General features: G+C 70.3%; 15 protein-coding genes and 1 pseudogene. 15 read left to right on the forward strand and 1 reads right to left on the reverse strand.

The window, feature by feature from the left end; translation table 11 throughout:
• The first annotated feature begins 3 nt into the window (after positions 1-3).
• The 8 genes and pseudogenes from tsf to CW362_RS44350 form a co-directional block, all read left to right on the forward strand.
• Positions 4-840 carry a translation elongation factor Ts gene (gene tsf, locus CW362_RS07590; protein ID WP_037625126.1) on the forward strand — a complete coding sequence of 279 codons (837 nt, stop codon included), beginning with the start codon at positions 4-6 and terminating at the stop codon, positions 838-840.
• A gap of 182 nt (positions 841-1,022) precedes the next feature.
• Positions 1,023-1,793, forward strand: coding sequence for a UMP kinase (gene pyrH / locus CW362_RS07595; RefSeq protein ID WP_103548590.1), 771 nt, complete (start codon positions 1,023-1,025; stop codon positions 1,791-1,793).
• Positions 1,794-1,965: 172 nt separating this feature from the next.
• Positions 1,966-2,523: a ribosome recycling factor gene (gene frr / locus CW362_RS07600; protein ID WP_037625129.1), complete on the forward strand. Its 558-nt coding sequence runs from the start codon at positions 1,966-1,968 to the stop codon at positions 2,521-2,523.
• Positions 2,523-3,662, forward strand: coding sequence for a phosphatidate cytidylyltransferase (locus CW362_RS07605; protein WP_103548591.1), 1,140 nt, complete (start codon positions 2,523-2,525; stop codon positions 3,660-3,662). The genes frr and CW362_RS07605 overlap by 1 nt, the downstream gene beginning before the upstream one ends.
• 274 nt (positions 3,663-3,936) lie before the next feature.
• On the forward strand, positions 3,937-4,410 hold the full coding sequence (locus CW362_RS07610; protein WP_103548592.1) for a carboxymuconolactone decarboxylase family protein: 474 nt from the start codon (positions 3,937-3,939) through the stop codon (positions 4,408-4,410).
• A 209-nt stretch (positions 4,411-4,619) separates the two neighbouring features.
• A complete protein-coding gene (locus tag CW362_RS07615; protein WP_103548593.1) occupies positions 4,620-4,940 on the forward strand; it encodes a GYD domain-containing protein in 321 nt (106 codons plus the stop codon).
• 23 nt (positions 4,941-4,963) lie between these two features.
• Positions 4,964-5,140: a hypothetical protein gene (locus CW362_RS07620; protein WP_162683993.1), complete on the forward strand. Its 177-nt coding sequence runs from the start codon at positions 4,964-4,966 to the stop codon at positions 5,138-5,140.
• 43 nt (positions 5,141-5,183) lie between these two features.
• Positions 5,184-5,303: pseudogene (locus CW362_RS44350) on the forward strand (NUDIX hydrolase); the annotation flags it as partial.
• Here the strand turns inward: CW362_RS44350 and CW362_RS07630 are convergent.
• Entirely contained in the window at positions 5,302-6,129 is an 828-nt protein-coding gene (locus CW362_RS07630; RefSeq protein ID WP_103548595.1) for a DUF2182 domain-containing protein, read from the reverse strand. The pseudogene CW362_RS44350 and the gene CW362_RS07630 overlap by 2 nt on opposite strands.
• Before the next feature lie 198 nt (positions 6,130-6,327).
• On the opposite strand from CW362_RS07630, the gene CW362_RS07635 reads away from it, so the two are divergent.
• From CW362_RS07635 to CW362_RS07665, 7 genes are all read left to right on the forward strand, one after another.
• Positions 6,328-6,984, forward strand: coding sequence for a DUF1326 domain-containing protein (locus tag CW362_RS07635; RefSeq protein ID WP_103548596.1), 657 nt, complete (start codon positions 6,328-6,330; stop codon positions 6,982-6,984).
• A gap of 75 nt (positions 6,985-7,059) precedes the next feature.
• Positions 7,060-7,260, forward strand: coding sequence for a dehydrogenase (locus CW362_RS07640; protein WP_103548597.1), 201 nt, complete (start codon positions 7,060-7,062; stop codon positions 7,258-7,260).
• Between the two features lie 382 nt (positions 7,261-7,642).
• On the forward strand, positions 7,643-8,071 hold the full coding sequence (locus tag CW362_RS07645; protein WP_103548598.1) for a hypothetical protein: 429 nt from the start codon (positions 7,643-7,645) through the stop codon (positions 8,069-8,071).
• Between the two features lie 266 nt (positions 8,072-8,337).
• Positions 8,338-9,444, forward strand: a complete 1,107-nt coding sequence (gene rlmN, locus CW362_RS07650; RefSeq protein WP_103548599.1) for a dual-specificity RNA methyltransferase RlmN — start codon at positions 8,338-8,340, stop codon at positions 9,442-9,444.
• A gap of 262 nt (positions 9,445-9,706) precedes the next feature.
• Positions 9,707-10,801: a thiamine ABC transporter substrate-binding protein gene (locus CW362_RS07655; protein WP_376452765.1), complete on the forward strand. Its 1,095-nt coding sequence runs from the start codon at positions 9,707-9,709 to the stop codon at positions 10,799-10,801.
• Positions 10,777-12,525 (forward strand): ABC transporter permease, encoded by a 1,749-nt coding sequence (locus tag CW362_RS07660; protein WP_420856861.1) that lies wholly within the window; start codon positions 10,777-10,779, stop codon positions 12,523-12,525. Before CW362_RS07655 ends, CW362_RS07660 begins: the two co-directional genes overlap by 25 nt.
• Positions 12,526-13,593, forward strand: coding sequence for an ABC transporter ATP-binding protein (locus tag CW362_RS07665; RefSeq protein WP_103548601.1), 1,068 nt, complete (start codon positions 12,526-12,528; stop codon positions 13,591-13,593).
• Positions 13,594-13,662 lie beyond the last annotated feature (69 nt).

Here is a 13,662-nt window from a genome sequence, read left to right on the forward strand (position 1 = left end):
ATCATGGCGAACTACACCGCCGCTGACGTCAAGAAGCTCCGCGAGCTCACCGGCGCCGGCATGATGGACTGCAAGAAGGCGCTGGACGAGGCCGACGGCAACGTCGACAAGGCCGTCGAGGCGCTGCGGATCAAGGGCCAGAAGGGCGTCGCCAAGCGCGAGGGCCGCTCCGCCGAGAACGGCGCCGTGGTCTCCATCATCGCCGACGACAACACCTCCGGTGTCCTGGTCGAGCTGAAGTGCGAGACGGACTTCGTCGCCAAGGGTGAGAAGTTCCAGGCCGTCGCCAACGAGATCGCCCAGCACGTCGTCAAGACGTCGCCGGCCGACATCGAGGCGCTGCTCGGCTCCGAGATCGAGCCCGGCAAGACGGTTCAGGCGTTCGTCGACGAGGCCAACGCCAACCTGGGCGAGAAGATCGTCCTGGACCGCTTCGCCCAGTTCTCCGGCGCGTTCGTGTCCTCGTACATGCACCGCACCATGCCCGACCTGCCCCCGCAGATCGGTGTTCTGGTCGAGCTGGACAAGGCCGACGCCGACCTCGCCAAGGGCATCGCGCAGCACATCGCCGCCTTCGCGCCGAAGTACCTCTCCCGTGAGGACGTTCCGGCCGAGGTCGTCGAGACCGAGCGTCGCGTCGCCGAGGAGACCACCCGCGCCGAGGGCAAGCCCGAGGCCGCCCTCCCCAAGATCGTCGAGGGTCGCGTCAACGGCTTCTTCAAGGAGGCCACCCTCCTCGGTCAGCCGTACGCGCTCGACAACAAGAAGTCCGTCCAGAAGGTTCTGGACGAGGCCGGTGTCACCCTGAAGCGCTTCTCGCGCATCAAGGTCGGCATCTGAGTCCGTACAGCGATCGACGCGCGACCCCGATAGGGTCGACAGCAGTCGTCCGCGTACGCCGGCACTCACGCGTGTGTGCCGGACGACAGCAGATCTGACGAGGAGGCCATTGCCGAGCATGGGATGCGAACACACCCCACCGGCAATGGCCTTCTTCGTATGTGCACCATGAGGAGATCTCCATGACCACCACCCAGGCCGGAAACGGCGAGAAGAGCGACGACGGCAAGGGCGCAGGCCGCTTCCTGCTGAAGCTTTCCGGCGAGGCGTTCGCCGGTGGCGGGGGACTGGGCGTCGACCCCGACGTGGTGCACAAGATCGCCCGCGAGATCGCGGCCGTCGTGCGCGGCGGCGCCCAGATCGCCGTCGTCATCGGCGGCGGCAACTTCTTCCGCGGGGCCGAGCTCCAGCAGCGCGGCATGGACCGGGCGCGCTCCGACTACATGGGCATGCTCGGCACCGTCATGAACTGCCTCGCCCTCCAGGACTTCCTGGAGAAGGAGGGCATCGACAGCCGCGTCCAGACCGCCATCACCATGGGCCAGGTCGCGGAACCGTACATCCCGCTGCGCGGCGTGCGGCACCTGCAGAAGGGCCGTGTGGTCATCTTCGGCGCCGGTATGGGCATGCCGTACTTCTCCACCGACACCACCGCCGCCCAGCGCGCCCTGGAGATCGACGCCGAGGCGCTCCTCATGGGCAAGAACGGCGTGGACGGTGTCTACGACTCCGACCCGAAGACCAACCCCGAGGCGGTCAAGTTCGACTCGCTCAGCTACGGCGAGGTCATCACCCGGGACCTCAAGGTCGCCGACATGACCGCCATCACGCTGTGCCGGGACAACAAGCTGCCGATCCTGGTCTTCGAACTCCTGGCGGAGGGCAATATCGCGCGGGCCGTCAAGGGTGAGAAGATCGGCACACTCGTGGGCGACCAGAGCGGCCGAGCCTGACGGGGAACGGCCAGGACCGGATACGCCTTCCGGACCCGGACGGACCCCGGCCGGGGGATGGACAATGTCCTGCCGGTCCGGAACCGTGCAGGAACAAGACGCGACGCAGCCGGCCGCCGAACCGACGAGGAAACAGCAGCCGGGCCTACTTCAAGACACGCAGGAGCAAGTGGTGATCGAAGAGACCCTCCTCGAGGCCGAGGAGAAGATGGAGAAGGCCGTCGTGGTCGCCAAGGAGGACTTCGCCGCGATCCGCACCGGCCGTGCGCACCCGGCGATGTTCAACAAGATCGTGGCCGACTACTACGGCGCGCTGACGCCGATCAACCAGCTGGCCTCGTTCTCCGTTCCGGAGCCGCGCATGGCCGTGGTGACCCCGTTCGACAAGAGCGCGCTGCGCAACATCGAGCAGGCGATCCGCGACTCCGACCTGGGCGTCAACCCCAGCAACGACGGCAACATCATCCGGGTGACGTTCCCCGAGCTGACGGAAGAGCGCCGCAAGGACTACATCAAGGTCGCGCGGACCAAGGGCGAGGACGCCAAGGTCTCGATCCGCGCCGTGCGCCGCAAGGCCAAGGACGCCCTCGACAAGCTCGTCAAGGACAAGGAGTCCGGCGAGGACGAGGTCCGCCGTGCGGAGAAGGAACTCGACGACACCACGGCGAAGTACGTCGCCCAGGTGGACGAGCTCCTGAAGCACAAGGAAGCGGAACTTCTCGAAGTCTGATGAACGACTCTTCCTGGGGGGCGCCGCCGCAAGCCGGGTACTGGGGGCCGTCCGAGCAGGGGCCTGCCCAGGGGGCGGCCCCGGCGGGTCCCACGTACGATGCGCATGACGCGCAGCACACTCGGCCCATGCCCACCGCGCCCGACGTACCCGCTCATGGCGGAGACCAGGATGACGACCGGGGGGCCGCTCGGCTGAGCGGCCCCCCGGTCCACAACGACACGCCGTCGACGGCGCCCTACGGGGATCCGTCGCACGACCCGCAGAGCCCGCAGGAGCCCATGCCCAGCGCCGCACCCGAGCCCGCCCCCGCACCTCAGAAGAAGAGTGCGGGACGCGACCTGGGCGCGGCCATAGGAGTGGGCGTCGGGCTCGGCGCGGTCATCGTCGCGTCGTTGTTCGTCGTCAAGGCCGTCTTCGTCGGAGTGATAGCGGTCGCCGTGGTGGTGGGGCTCTGGGAGCTCACCTCACGGCTGGAGGAGCGCAAGGGCATCAAGGCGCCCCTCGTGCCGCTCGCGCTCGGCGGGGCCGCCATGGTCGTCGCCGGGTACGTGCGCGGTGCCGAGGGCGCCTGGGTGGCCATGGCGCTCACCGCGCTGGCCGTCCTGGTCTGGCGGATGACCGAACCACCCGAGGGCTACCTCAAGGACGTCACGGCGGGGGTCTTCGCGGCCTTCTACGTACCGTTCCTGGCGACCTTCGTGGCCATGATGCTCACGGCCGACGACGGCCCGCGCCGCGTGCTGACCTTCCTGCTGCTGACGGTCGTCAGCGACACGGGCGCGTACGCCGTCGGCTGGCGCTTCGGCAAGCACAAGCTGGCTCCGCGGATCAGCCCCGGAAAGACCCGCGAGGGTCTGTTCGGAGCGGTCACGTTCGCGATGGCGGCGGGTGCGCTGTGCATGCAGTACCTGATCGACGACGGCACCTGGTGGCAGGGTCTGATCCTCGGCCTCGCGGTCGCGGCCAGCGCCACGCTCGGTGACCTCGGCGAGTCCATGATCAAGCGGGACCTGGGCATCAAGGACATGGGCACCTTGCTCCCGGGCCACGGCGGCATCATGGACCGGCTGGACTCCCTGCTCCCGACGGCTCCGGTCGTCTGGCTGCTGCTCGTGCTCTTCGTCGGATCCGGCTGATCGTTTTTCCGCACGCGTTTACGACGTGCGCGCCCGCTTCGAGCACACCCACGACACCACCCCTCCGGGTCGTCCGGTCACCTCATCGTGATCTCCGCGACCGGGAGGGGTGGTGTCGTATGCGCGGGGCCGGCCGTCCTGCCGTTCCGCCCGGCGCGGGCCCCGGCCACGGCGGCGCCGGAGGGAGACGCAGGTCACATCAGGGTCGGTCACATCGTGGCGGGCCGTTCCGTCAATGAGGTGTACCCACGGGAAACGACGCAGGGAGCACATCATGGAAGCCCGTCTGAACCTCTACGCCAGCCCGGTCTCGGCCAAGTTCATGAAGCACATCGTGGCCGCGGGCAGGCCGCTCGCGGAATCGACGCTGCCGCTCGCGACGCAGGAACTGGTGAAGCTCCGCGCCAGCCAGATCAACGGCTGCGGTTTCTGCACCGACATGCACAGCAAGGACGCGGAAGCCGCGGGCGAGACCTCCGTACGGCTCAACCTGGTCGCGGCCTGGAGGGAGGCGACGGTGTTCACCGACGCCGAGCGCGCCGCCCTGGAACTGACGGAGCAGGGCACGCGCATCGCCGACGCGGCCGGCGGGGTCACGGACGAGTGCTGGGCGAACGCCGCCAAGTACTACGACGAGGAGCAGCTCGCCGCCCTGGTGTGCTGCATCGCGCTGATCAACGCCTTCAACCGCGGGAACGTCATGATCCAGCAGCCCGCCGGCGACTACCGGCCCGGCCAGTTCGCGTAACGGGCCGCGGGGCCGGGCCGGACCGGGAGACGTCTCCTCCCGGTCCGGCCTCTCGTCGGCCCGCCCGCCGCGCGCAGCCCGCTCGCCGCCCGCGCGGGCGCACGCCGAGGTGCCGTACGGGTGAATCCGGCCGTTCCCCGGTCGGCGACGGACGCGCCGAGGGGAAGGCCAACCCCGTACCGGACACTCACGGGCAGGGAGCACCCCCTATGCCGAAGTTCCTCATCCAGGCCCGCTACACGCCCGAGGGGGCGAAGGGCGTGATCGGGGAAGGCGCGAGCGGCCGTCGCGCCGCCGTCGAACACGTCGTCGCGGGCCTCGGTGGAACGGTCGAGACCATGTACTTCTCCTTCGGGGAGGACGACTTCGTGTGCATCCTCGACTTCCCCGACACGGTCTCCATGGCCGCCGTCAGCCTCAGGGTGAAGGCCAGCGGCGCGCTCCACACCCGGGCCACGCCGCTCCTCACCCTGGACGAGATCGACGAGGCCGCCCGCAGGGAGGTCGCCTTCCGCCCGCCGGGCGCGTAGACCGGACCGACGCCGTGGAGTCGGTGCCGACGCCCCCGCCGACCACCGCGATCGACGTCGACGCGTGGATCGACAAGGAGGGCCGGATCGTACGCGTACGCCAGGACGTCCACTTCACGTCCGAACCCGGCCTTCAGAGCACGCTCACCCTGACCGGTTTCAAGAGCGCCGTTCCGGTGAGCGTGCCGACCACGAAGTGAGCGACGCCGCCACCCCGTCGGGCGCACGTCCGGCGGGGGCGGCGTCGCGCGGCTCACTCCCGAAGAGGTTGCCGAGCGCATGGCCGAAGCCTTCACGGTCCGTCTCCTCGACGCGTCGGACGGCAATGGCCCTCACGCGCGGAGCCATGACGGGACAGCCCTTAGGGGCGGAGCATCTCCGTCATGGGCGACTGCGGCGGGATCAGGCCCGGCAGCAGCCAGGGCTGGAAGAGGCTCAGTACGGCGAGGACGAGGAAGGCGGCCCCGACGACCTGCGAGAAGACGGGGCCCAGCCGCCAGAGTTTCTCCACGAAGATCACCACGGCCACCGCGGCCATCGCCAGGACGTTCATGACGCCCAGCGGGACGAGCACGACCATCAGCCCCCAGCAGCAGCCCACGCAGTACGCCCCGTGGTGCGCCCCGACCCGCAGATCGCGGGCCCGGGGCCGGAAGCCCGCGTAATGCGCGAGCTGGCCCATCGGGCTCCGGCAGTGTCGCAGGCAGAGGTCCTTCCACGGGCCGAACTGGTACAGCCCGGCGAACAGGAAGGCCCCGGCGCCGATCCAGCGCCCGGTGCCCGGGTGCTCGTCCACCAGGGCACCGGTCCCGGCGAGGAGGCCGTAGGCGACCAGGCCGAAGGCTGTCCAGACCAGCAGGTACCCGCCGACGAACTGGGCGGTACGAGACACCCGCACGACTCCCGTGGGCGACTGGCGCCCGATGGCCCGCGCCCAGGTGAGGGCCACCGGGGCCACCGACGGGAACATCATGGCGATCATCATGACCAGCCACAGCAGCAGGAACAGCGGGACGCCCATACCCATGGTTCCCGGCTCGACCCCCATGTCACGGGCCTGATCGACCACCAGCACCCAGGCGAGGAGGGCGATCGACGCCATCAGGGACCAGGCGAACGCAAGCTGCCGGGCCGACAGCAGATTCGCCGGACGCAGAGGGGGTGACAGGGCCTGCCGGTCGAGGCGCACGCCTCCAGCACACCACGGCGGACCGGCACGTGCGCGCGGGAACGCGTGTACGCGTAAAGCACCTCCTCCGGTTGCCCCTGCGGTGGGACAATCGGGGTGGATACCTGTACGACCCGGGCGTGGGCCGACGACGGCTCACGGGGGCTCTGCCGTCCTCCCGAGACCGACGTCCTGGCACGGTCACAAGGAGGCAGGGAGATGTCCGATACGACGGCGACCGTTCCCCGGTGGCACGCGGCGGGCGACTGGTTCGACACCTGCAAGTGCAACGTGCCCTGCCCCTGCTCGTTCGCGCAGTTGCCCAGCCACGGGGACTGCGACGGCATCCTGGCCTGGCACATCCGCGAGGGCCACTACGGTGACGTACGGCTCGACGGCCTGAACGTGCTGATGGTGGCCTCGTTCGTCGGCAACATCTGGGCCGAGCACACGGACACGTACGCCGCGGTCTTCGTCGACGAGCGCGCCGACGACCCCCAGCGCGGGGCGATTCAGATGATCTTCGGTGGCCAGGCGGGCAGTTGGCCCGCCCAGATGGTGAGCATGATGGGCGCCGAGATGCGCGGCATGGAGTTCGCCCCCATCGAGATCGAGGTCGCCGACGACCTCGCGAGCTGGCGGGCCGTGGTACCGGGCCGGATCGAGGCGAGCGCGACCGCGCTCACGGGACCCACGACCCCGGAGGGCGCACGCGTCCAGTCGACCAACCTGCCGGGTGCGGAGACCGGACCGGGCCAGGTCGCGACCTGGGGCCGCTCGACGGTGGACCGTGCCGATGCCCACGGCTTCCTCTGGAGCCGCGAAGGCCGGTCCAGCAAGCACATCACCTTCGACTGGACCGGGCCCGACCACTGAACTCGACCGGGTATGTCGGTACGGTTCGCCCAAGTCGCTTCGGGACGAAGCGGTCGCTCCGTTAAGGTGCGCGGCATGACCGACGACGCCCCGGCCTGTCCCGAGTGCAGCCGGCCCATGAAGTCCGGCGGCTTCGTCCTCTGCGGGCGGGAGGACGACGGCCGGCGCACCTGCCGGACATTGTGGAGATGTGGCGGTCGGCATGTCTGGTGGAACTGGGCCGACCGGCCGGACGAGCCTTTGGAGCCCTGCCCCGTGCCGGAGCTCTTCCGCTGACATCCAGCGTTGACATCAATGCCCCGGACGGCGGCGGCACTCGGCACCCACGTGTGGCACCGGTGACTGAGGTGGCCCCTTCCGGGGCGAGAGCAGATCGAACGGACAAGGCGGATGCCGACGGTTCGAGCTTCCGCGCCCGCAGGGGAGAAGGCCCCCGCCGATCAGGACCCGGAGCTTTGCCATCCAGGTCCGACAGCGGCGTCGGGACCACGACAATGGTGCGATGCGGTCGCCCGAGCTCACCGAGGGTGAGTAGGAGAGAACTGTCGAAAGTCTGCGCGGGACGCGCCTGGTAGAAGTCACCTACTATCCGCTGAGCTGCGGTGACGACGGCGCCGAGGCCGAGGAGTGGGACTTCGGCGCATGGCACCAGCCCACGATGGGCGTCGGCCTGGTCGCCGAGAACGGCACTCGGTACTCGGCAGTGTGGGGCCACAGTTTCGACCACTACGGCCTGGAGATCTTCCGGGAGCCGATGTCCAGCCGATTGACCATGATCGGACAGCCCGGAGGAACGCCGGCCGTGGAGGTGACCGGCCATCCCTCTTGGTCGAGGCTTGTCGGGGTTCCGCTCCTGGGTGCCGACATCCTATGGTCCGAGAGTGTCGACGGACTCCGCATACCTGTCGCTGTCGAGCTTCGTGCGCCTGCCGCCACAGCGTGGCTTGTCGTGGGCCGGCCGGTGGAATGGCCACCGGACGGGCGTTTCTACCTCGCCACCGATGACGTCATGGCCGTCTTCACGCATGAGTTCGCCGGCGCCGTCGGTCTCCCTCCGGGGAGCGGAAGGACTGACCGCGAAGAGTGACGAACCATGATCAGATGGTGAGGGAGTGGTTCCTGTCCGTGGGGCTGATCGAGCCCGCGGTGCCGGGGAAGAACAGGTCACGCTCCATGGTCGTCGCACCACAGTCACCGCACTGAAGTCGCCAGGGCGGTCCGGCCGAGTGCCGTGCTGTGCCGTTCCCGGGCCGTGCGAGGTCGACCGGAGCTGACAGACGGCACCCACAGGTGACCGCTCCCACCCCGCTCCGGCCTGGGCCGGTCGAGTTGATCTGCGACACTGGAAGGGTTATGCCTGCACCCGGAGAACTCACCTTTGTCGCGCCGCGCGGAGCCAAGAAGCCGCCGCGGCACCTCGCCGATCTCACGCCCGCCGAGCGCAAAGAGGCGGTTGCCGCGATCGGTGAGAAGCCGTTTCGTGCCAAGCAGCTCTCGCAGCACTACTTCGCCCGGTACGCGCACGACCCCGCCCAGTGGACGGACATCCCGGCCGCCTCGCGCGGCAAGCTCCAGGAAGCGCTGCTTCCCGAGCTGATGACGGTCGTGCGGCACCTGTCGACCGACCAGGACACCACCCGCAAGACCCTGTGGCGGCTCTTCGACGGCACGCTCGTCGAGTCCGTGCTGATGCGCTACCCGGACCGGGTGACCATGTGCATCAGCTCGCAGGCGGGCTGCGGGATGAACTGCCCGTTCTGCGCCACCGGACAGGCCGGCCTCGACCGGAACCTGTCGACCGGCGAGATCGTGCACCAGATCGTCGACGGCATGCGAGCGCTGCGTGACGGCGAGATCCCCGGGGGACCGGCGCGGCTGAGCAACATCGTCTTCATGGGGATGGGCGAGCCGCTCGCCAACTACAAGCGCGTGGTCGGGGCGATCCGGGCCCTGACCGACCCCGAGCCGGACGGCCTCGGCCTCTCGCAGCGCGGCATCACGGTCTCGACGGTCGGGCTCGTCCCCGCCATCAACCGCTTCGCGGACGAGGGCTTCAAGTGCCGGCTCGCGATCTCCCTGCACGCCCCGGACGACGAGCTGCGCGACACCCTCGTCCCCGTGAACACGCGGTGGAAGGTGCGCGAGGTGCTGGACGCGGGCTGGGGGTACGCGGACCGGTCCGGGCGCAGGCTGTCCATCGAGTACGCGCTCATCCGCGACATCAACGACCAGGCGTGGCGTGGCGACCGGCTCGGGCGGATGCTCAAGGGCAGGCCCGTGCACGTCAACCTCATCCCGCTGAACCCGACCCCGGGCTCGAAGTGGACCGCGTCGCGGCCCGAGGACGAGAAGGCGTTCGTCGAGGCGATCGCCGCCCACGGCGTCACGGTGACCGTCCGGGACACCCGGGGCCAGGAGATCGACGGAGCGTGCGGCCAGCTCGCCGCGACGGAGCGGTAGTCTGAACCGAGTCGGTCCGTTCCGGCGTCCTCATGGTCCGACGCCGTCATGACCCGACATCTTCACCGTCCGACATCTTCATATTCCGACAGGGGAGCGCCACAGCGCTGAGAGTGCGGGACAGCCCGCAGACCCTCTGAACCTTGCCCAGGTCATTCTGGGTAGGAAGTTCGGTCGTTACTCAAGCTGTTGCGCCCTGCCCGGGAACCGTCAGAGGTCCCGGGCAGGGCCGCGTCTCTTCCTGGTCACCCAGGAGGAATCAGTGATCACCAACACCGGCAGCAGACGGCTCGCGGTCACGGCCGTCGGGCTCGGCCTGATCGCCCTGCCCGCACTGTCCGCGTGCAGTTCGTCCGAGGCATCCGGCTCGGGCGAGTCCAAGACGGTCACGCTCGTCAGCCACGACTCGTTCGTCGTGTCGAAGAGCGTGCTCAAGGACTTCGAGAAGCAGTCCGGGTACAAGGTCCGGGTCCTCAAGGACGGCGACGCCGGGCAGGCGGTGAACAAGGCGATCCTGACCAAGGACAATCCGCAGGGCGACGTCTTCTTCGGCGTCGACAACACCCTGCTCTCCCGCGCGCTCGACAACGGACTGTTCCAGCCGTACGAGGCGAAGGGCGCGGACCTGGTCCTGCCCGAGTACCGGATCGACCAGGACAAGCACCGGGTCACGCCCATCGACTCCGGCGACATCTGCGTCAACTACGACAAGGCGTACTTCAGCGAGCACAAGCTGAAGCCGCCGCAGTCCTTCGACGACCTGGCCGAGCCCGCGTACAAGAACCTCCTCGTCACCGAGAACGCCGCCACCTCCTCGCCGGGCCTCGGCTTCCTGCTCGGCTCCGCCGCCCACTACGGCGACAAGGGCTGGGAGGACTACTGGAAGAAGCTCAAGGCCAACGGGGTCAAGGTCGTCGACGGCTGGGAGCAGGCGTACAACGAGGAGTTCTCGGGGTCCGCAGGCGGGAAGAAGGCCAAGGCCGACCGGCCGCTCGTCGTGTCGTACGCCTCCTCGCCGCCCGCCGAGGTCATCTACGCCGACCCGAAGCCCAGCACCGCTCCGACCGGTGTCGCGACCGGCACCTGCTTCCGCCAGGTCGAGTACGCGGGTCTGCTCAGCCACGCCGGCAACGCCAAGGGCGGCAAGGCGCTCCTCGACTTCATGCTCAGCAAGGAGTTCCAGGACGACATGCCGCTCAGCATGTTCGTCTACCCGGTGCGCGAGGCCGCGCAGGTGCCGCCGGAGTTCACGCGGTACGGTCCGCCGGCCAAGGATCCCGAGACCCTGGCGCCCGCGAAGATCGCCGCCGACCGCGACCAGTGGGTCAAGTCGTGGACCTCGCTCGTACTGAAGTAGCCGCCGGACCGGTGAAGGCCGGCGGGCCGGAGAGGACCGCCGGACCGGGCGGACCCGGCGGGCGGGACCGCGCCGGCCGGGCTCCGCGCCGGGCCCGCGGACAGGACGCGGCGCGGTTCGCCCTGATGGCGCTGCCCGTCGCGTTCTTCGCGGTGTTCTTCGCCTATCCCGTCGCGGCCATCGTCTCGCGCGGGCTCCACGGGGACGGCGGCTGGCAGCTCGGCCGGATCTGGGACGTCGCGACCCGGTCGGACATCCGGCACGTGCTGTGGTTCACCACCTGGCAGGCGCTCGCCTCGACGGCGCTCACGCTGCTGGTCGCGCTCCCGGGCGCGTATGTCTTCGCGCGCTTCGACTTCCGGGGCAAGCAGGTCCTGCGAGCCGTGGTGACGGTGCCCTTCGTGCTGCCGACCGTGGTCGTCGGCACGGCGTTCCTCGCGCTGGTCGGCCGGGGCGGACTGCTCGACGAGCTGTGGGGCGTACGCCTGGACACCACGGTGTGGGCGATCCTGCTCGCGCACGTCTTCTTCAACTACGCGGTCGTCGTACGGACCGTCGGCGGGCTCTGGTCGCAGCTCGACCCGCGCCAGGAGGAGGCCGCGCGCATGCTCGGCGCCTCGCGCCTCGCGGCCTGGCGCAGGGTGACGCTGCCCGCGCTCGGCCCCGCCGTGGCGGCCGCCGCCCTCATGGTCTTCCTCTTCACCTTCACCTCGTTCGGTGTGGTGCAGATCCTCGGCGGCCCCACCTTCTCGACCCTGGAGGTCGAGATCTACCGGCAGACCTCCGAGATCTTCGACCTCACCACGGCCGCGGTGCTGACGATCGTCCAGTTCGTGGCGGTCGGCGCGATCCTCGCCGTGCACGCGGCGACCGTACGCCGACGGGAGACCGCCCTGCGTCTGGTGGCCCCGGACACCACCGCGCGCCGGCCGCGCGGCGCCGGGCAGTGGGCGCTCCTCGGCGGCGTGCTGGTGAGCATCGCGGTCCTGCTCGTGCTGCCGCTCGCGGTCCTCGTCCAGCGGTCCTTCGATGCCCCGGGCCTCGGCTACTACCGGGCGCTGGCCGACGACGACGGAGGCGTCTTCCTCGTCGCCCCGATCGAGGCGGTCGGCAACTCGCTGGAGTACGCGCTCGCCGCCACCGCCATCGCCGTGCTGATCGGCGGTCTGGCCGCCGCCGCCCTCACCCGGCGGGCCGGCCGGCTGATGCGGGGCTTCGACGCGCTGCTGATGCTGCCGCTCGGCGTCTCCGCGGTGACCGTGGGCTTCGGGTTCCTCATCGCCCTGGACGAGCCGCCGCTCGATCTGCGCGCGAGCTGGATCCTGGTGCCGCTGGCGCAGGCGCTGGTGGGCGTCCCCTTCGTCGTACGGACCATGCTGCCCGTGCTGCGCGCGGTGGACGGGCGGCTGCGGGAGGCCGCGGCCGTGCTCGGGGCCTCGCCCTGGCGGGTGTGGCGCGAGGTCGACCTGCCGATGGTGCGACGGGCGCTGCTGATCGCCGCCGGGTTCGCCTTCGCCGTCTCCCTCGGGGAGTTCGGGGCGACCGTCTTCATCGCCCGGCCCGACAACCCGACGCTGCCGGTCGCCGTGGCCCGGTTGCTCGGACGCGCCGGTGATCTCAACTACGGCCAGGCAATGGCCCTTTCGACGATCCTGATGGTGGTGTGCGCGGTGGCGCTGCTGCTGTTGGAGCGGGTACGGACCGACAGGACCGGGGAGTTCTAGATGCTGTTGAGCCTCGAGGGCGCGACCGTGCGCTTCGGCGGGCGGACCGTGCTCGACGCCGTCGACCTCGACGTCGCCGAGCACGAGACCGTGTGCGTGCTCGGGCCGAGCGGCAGCGGCAAGTCCACGCTGCTGCGGGCGGTGGCCGGTCTGCAACAGCTCGACGCGGGCCGGGTGGTGCTGGACGGACGGGACCAGGCGGCCGTCCCCGCGCACAAGCGGGGCGTCGGCCTGATGTTCCAGGACCACCAGCTCTTCCCGCAGCGGGACGTGGGCGGCAACGTCGCCTTCGGGCTGCGGATGCACGGCACGTCGAGGGACGGACAGGCCGCGCGGGTGGGGGAGCTGCTGGACCTCGTCGGTCTGCCCGGGGCCCGGGACCGCGCCGTCGCCTCGCTCTCCGGTGGCGAACAGCAGCGCGTGGCGCTGGCCCGCGCGCTGGCGCCGCGGCCCCGGCTGCTGATGCTCGACGAACCGCTCGGTCAGCTGGACCGCTCGCTGCGCGAACGGCTCGTCGTCGAACTCCGCCATCTCTTCGGCGAGTTGGGTACGACGGTGCTCGCCGTCACGCACGACCAGGGTGAGGCCTTCGCGCTCGCCGACCGGGTCGTGGTGATGCGCGACGGACGGATCGCCCAGTCCGGTACCCCGCTGGAGGTCTGGCAGCGGCCCGCGGACGCCTTCGTGGCCCGTTTCCTCGGTTTCGACAACGTGGTCGAGGCGGTGGTGGGCGGGACGGCGGCCGACACCCCGTGGGGCGAGGTCCCGGTGCCCGAGGGTTCGGCCCAGGGACCCGGCACGCTCCTCGTACGGCCCGCCGGCGTACGGCTCGTGGCCGCGGCGGACGGGCTGCGCTGCACGGTCGCCGCACGCACCTTCCGGGGCACGCACGTCGCGGTACAACTGCAGCCCGAGGGGGCGCCCCGCCTCGAGGCGGCGTGCGCGCTGCGGGAGGCGCCGGAGCCCGGGGCCACGGTCGGGGTGCGGTTCGACGCCGCCGAGACCGTCGTCCTCGGGGCTCCCTCGGCGCAGCCGGCCGTGAAGGGCCCGGCGCCGGGGGCCGATTGAGCGGAACGTCCGGAAAGCCGTGTGGCCCGCCCCCTGTCGAGGGGGCGGGCCACACGGTCGTTCAGGAGG

Source organism: Streptomyces populi, from assembly GCF_002911015.1.
GTDB classification, from domain to species: domain Bacteria; phylum Actinomycetota; class Actinomycetes; order Streptomycetales; family Streptomycetaceae; genus Streptomyces; species Streptomyces populi.

What these genes read in the sequence shown, in the direction of transcription:
- CW362_RS07665 (WP_103548601.1), top strand. Translation starts at nt 12,526, where the DNA reads ATGCTGTTGAGCCTCGAGGGCGCGACCGTGCGCTTCGGCGGGCGGACC.
- rlmN (WP_103548599.1), top strand. Translation starts at nt 8,338, where the DNA reads ATGCCTGCACCCGGAGAACTCACCTTTGTCGCGCCGCGCGGAGCCAAG.
- CW362_RS07640 (WP_103548597.1), top strand. Translation starts at nt 7,060, where the DNA reads ATGACCGACGACGCCCCGGCCTGTCCCGAGTGCAGCCGGCCCATGAAG.
- CW362_RS07615 (WP_103548593.1), top strand. Translation starts at nt 4,620, where the DNA reads ATGCCGAAGTTCCTCATCCAGGCCCGCTACACGCCCGAGGGGGCGAAG.
- CW362_RS07610 (WP_103548592.1), top strand. Translation starts at nt 3,937, where the DNA reads ATGGAAGCCCGTCTGAACCTCTACGCCAGCCCGGTCTCGGCCAAGTTC.
- pyrH (WP_103548590.1), top strand. Translation starts at nt 1,023, where the DNA reads ATGACCACCACCCAGGCCGGAAACGGCGAGAAGAGCGACGACGGCAAG.
- tsf (WP_037625126.1), top strand. Translation starts at nt 4, where the DNA reads ATGGCGAACTACACCGCCGCTGACGTCAAGAAGCTCCGCGAGCTCACC.
- CW362_RS07605 (WP_103548591.1), top strand. Translation starts at nt 2,523, where the DNA reads ATGAACGACTCTTCCTGGGGGGCGCCGCCGCAAGCCGGGTACTGGGGG.
- CW362_RS07645 (WP_103548598.1), top strand. Translation starts at nt 7,643, where the DNA reads ATGGGCGTCGGCCTGGTCGCCGAGAACGGCACTCGGTACTCGGCAGTG.
- CW362_RS07635 (WP_103548596.1), top strand. Translation starts at nt 6,328, where the DNA reads ATGTCCGATACGACGGCGACCGTTCCCCGGTGGCACGCGGCGGGCGAC.